The sequence below is a fragment of the Streptomyces sp. NPDC051976 genome (assembly GCF_040680795.1).
GTDB lineage: Bacteria > Actinomycetota > Actinomycetes > Streptomycetales > Streptomycetaceae > Actinacidiphila.
In genome coordinates this window covers 1-3155 of sequence record NZ_JBFAXL010000141.1, presented here as the reverse complement: position 1 = coordinate 3155, position 3155 = coordinate 1, and the positions used below count along the sequence as shown (strand labels likewise).

The 3155-nt window shown below is 63.7% G+C and carries 3 protein-coding genes; all 3 read right to left on the bottom strand.

Features of this window, described 5'->3' with window-relative positions; genetic code table 11:
* Nucleotides 1-3: 3 nt before the first annotated feature.
* Nucleotides 4-834, bottom strand: a complete 831-nt coding sequence (locus tag AB0M29_RS45050; RefSeq protein WP_365393645.1) for a carbohydrate ABC transporter permease — start codon at nucleotides 832-834, stop codon at nucleotides 4-6.
* Nucleotides 831-1655, bottom strand: coding sequence for a sugar ABC transporter permease (locus tag AB0M29_RS45045; protein WP_365393643.1), 825 nt, complete (start codon nucleotides 1653-1655; stop codon nucleotides 831-833). The genes AB0M29_RS45050 and AB0M29_RS45045 overlap by 4 nt, the downstream gene beginning before the upstream one ends.
* Before the next feature lie 293 nt (nucleotides 1656-1948).
* On the bottom strand, nucleotides 1949-3121 hold the full coding sequence (locus tag AB0M29_RS45040; protein ID WP_365393641.1) for an extracellular solute-binding protein: 1173 nt from the start codon (nucleotides 3119-3121) through the stop codon (nucleotides 1949-1951).
* Between the last annotated feature and the right edge of the window lie 34 nt (nucleotides 3122-3155).

Below are 3155 nucleotides of genomic sequence, written 5' to 3'. Positions count from 1 at the left end.
GGCTCATCCTTTGGTGGCGCCTCCGGTGAGGCCTTTGACGAAGTGGCGTTGGAAGGCGAGGTAGAAGATGAGGATGGGGAGGGTGGCTAGGAACATGAGAGCGAAGACGGTGCCGAAGTCGGATTGGTGTTCGCCGATGGCGCGGTAGATGCCGACGGTGACGGTGGTGCCGTTGCTGGGGCCGAGGATGATCAACGGGTTGAGGAAGTCGTTCCAGATCCACACGCCCAGGAAGATCAGTACGGAGGCGGAGGCGGGGCGCAGGAGGGGGAAGACGACCTGCCAGAAGACGCGGATTTTGCCAGCGCCGTCGATGGAGGCTGCTTCTTCGAGTTCGATGGGGATGCCTTTGACGAAGCCCATGAAGACGAAGACGCCGAAGGGGACGTAGTAGCCGAGGTTGACCAGGACCAGGCCGGCGACGGTGTTCATCAGGCCGAAGCTGCGCAGGACCTCGGTGATGGGCTGGAGGATCACTGTTGTTGGGATCATCAGGCCTGAGAGCAGGATGCCGAGGGTGACCTTGGGTAGGGTTCCGTGGGAGCGGGCCAGGTAGTGGCCGAGCATCGCCGAGATCACGGTCAAGATGGTGATGGATACGGCGGTGACTTCGACGCTGTTGACCAGGCCGTACCAGAACAGGTGGTCCGGGCGGGTCAGGACGGCTCTGATCGAGGCCAGGGTGGGTGGGATGGGCAGGCTGGCGGGGTGCGCGGTGATGTCGGAGCCGGGCTTGAAGACGTTGGTGAGTACCAGGTAGAGCGGCAGGAAGAACACCGCGGCGACGAACAGGGCCGCTGTGGGCCTCAGCCAGGTGGTGCGCTGGGTGTTCACAGGGTGATCTCCCGTCGCTGGAGGAACCGTAGGGCGACCGCGGAGATCGTGGCGATGATGATGAGCATCATCACGGCCATGGCCGAGCCGTATCCGATGTGGTTGCCGGTGAACGTCGTGGTGACCACGTCGAAGGCCACGGTGGTGGTGGTGCCGTTGCCCGGACCGCCGTTGGTGATGACCTGGATCTGGTCGTACAGCTTGAACCCGGAGATCAGCAGCATCACGGTGTTGATCGTCAGGGCTGGGGCCAGCATCGGCCAGGTCACCGTTCGGAACCGGGTGAACTTCGTCGCCCCGTCGATCGCGGCCGCCTCCATCAGTTCGATGGGCACGCCCTGGAGACCGGCGAGGTAGACCACGACGCAGAACCCGAGCATCTGCCAGATCACGATGAACGTGACCGAGTACAGGGCCAGGTTGGGATCGGACAGCCAGCCGGGCGGGTGGTCCACACCCAGACTGTGCAGCATCGAGTCGAGCAGACCGTCGTCGGACAAGATGGCTTGCCAGATCACCGACACCACCACACCGGACAGGATGACCGGGGTGAAGAACACCGCCCGCAGCGCGTTGTAGAACGTCCCGCGTCGGTCCAGCAGCATCGCGATCAGCAACCCGCCGACGTTCGCCACTACCGTCAGGACCACGGTGACCACCACGGTGTTCTGCAACGCCTTGAGGAAGTCATCATCGGACAGCAGATCGGTGTAGTTGCGCAGGCCCACCCACTTCGTCGGCGGGTTGTACGGGTTACGGTTCGTGAAACTGGTACGCACCGACATACCGATCGGCACCAGCACGAAAATCAGGTACACCACCAACCCCGGCGCACCGAACGTCGCGAATTGCACAACCCTCGACAACCACACCGGACGACGACGGGAGGGCGGTCCGCCCCGCTTGTGTGAGAGTCGGCCGCCGTTCGGCGGCGCAAGCGCAGTCTGCATCGAACTCGTCTCTTACGTACTCTGACATGAGTCAGTTGGGCTGTGGCCAGTGCGGATTTCATCAGGTCGGCGGGGTCGACGGCTGTGTCCGACCCCGCCAGTCCGCTCCCCGCGACTCGCAAGGGCATCTGTTGAGTCGTGTGCCTGTCAGGAGCAGGGGAGGGCTATCGGTTCGCCTTGGACCATTCGCTGTCGAGGAACGCGGCGTACTGCGCCGCGGTCTTCTTGCCGGCGATGAGGTCCTGCACACCCAGCGCAGCCTTGTCCGCCAAGCCCGGCAGCAGAGCTCCGTCGCCGCTCTCGGAGGAGAAGGAACTGGTCACCGTGCCTGACTTGAGGGCCTGGTTGTAGACCGCGAGGGTGGCGTTGTAGACCGGACCCATGTCAGTCGGAGGGGTGTAGTTCTTCTCCGCGATGATCGCCCCGTCTCCCTTGACGATGGCGTCGAGATTGGTCTTGTCGGTCTCGAAGGCAAGTGCCCACTTCTTGGCCAGTTCCACGTCGGCGGCCTTGGACGACACGCTCAGCCCGCCCCCGGTGTAGGCCGGCACGGCCACAGAGCCGTCGTCGGTCGGCCAGGGAAACACGCCGATGTCGAAGTTGGGCTTCTTGTTGTCTGCCGAGGTGGCGAACCATGAGCCCATCGGGTACATCGCGCCCTTGTTGTCCCGGAAGGCCTGCTCATCGTCGGCGTACGAGCGCGACAGCCCGGCCTTGTCGATGTAGCCCTTCTTGGCCAGGTCGGCGACCTTGCCTGCGGCCTTGACGAACGCCGGGTCGGAGAAGCTCGTCTTGCCGGCCACCCGGTCGGACAGCCAGTTCGGGTTGTTCTTGTAGACGTCAGTGGCCACCGCGGCCGTCAGCGGGTACATGTCGGCCCAGGTGTCCTTACCGCCGCCACCGACCACGAGCGGGTTGATCCCCTTGGCCTTGAGCTTGGCACAGTCGGCCAGGAACTCCGGGTACGTCTTCGGCGGCGCGGTGATACCCGCCTTCGCGAAGTCCTGCTTGTTGTAGTACACCAGCGGCACGGTCTGCGTGTTGTACGGCAACTGGTAGATCTTGCCGTTGATCGCGTTGGCCTTCGGGTCGACGAAATCGGTCAGCTCGTCAGGAGTGAAGTCGGCGAGCTTGCTGGCGCGCACGTAGGCGTTGGGCTTGATTGCGGGCATGATGTCGGGCATCTGCCCGGAAGCATCGAGTTGCTTGACATAGGCGTCCCGGTCGACGATCGGCGAGACCAGCTTCTTGATCTTGACACCGGGCACCTTGGCCGAGGCCCGCGCGATCGCATCGTCCCAGTACTTCGCCGTCAGATTCGGCGTCTCGAACGTCAAAAACGTCAATGTGACGTCCCCCGCCTTACCCCCG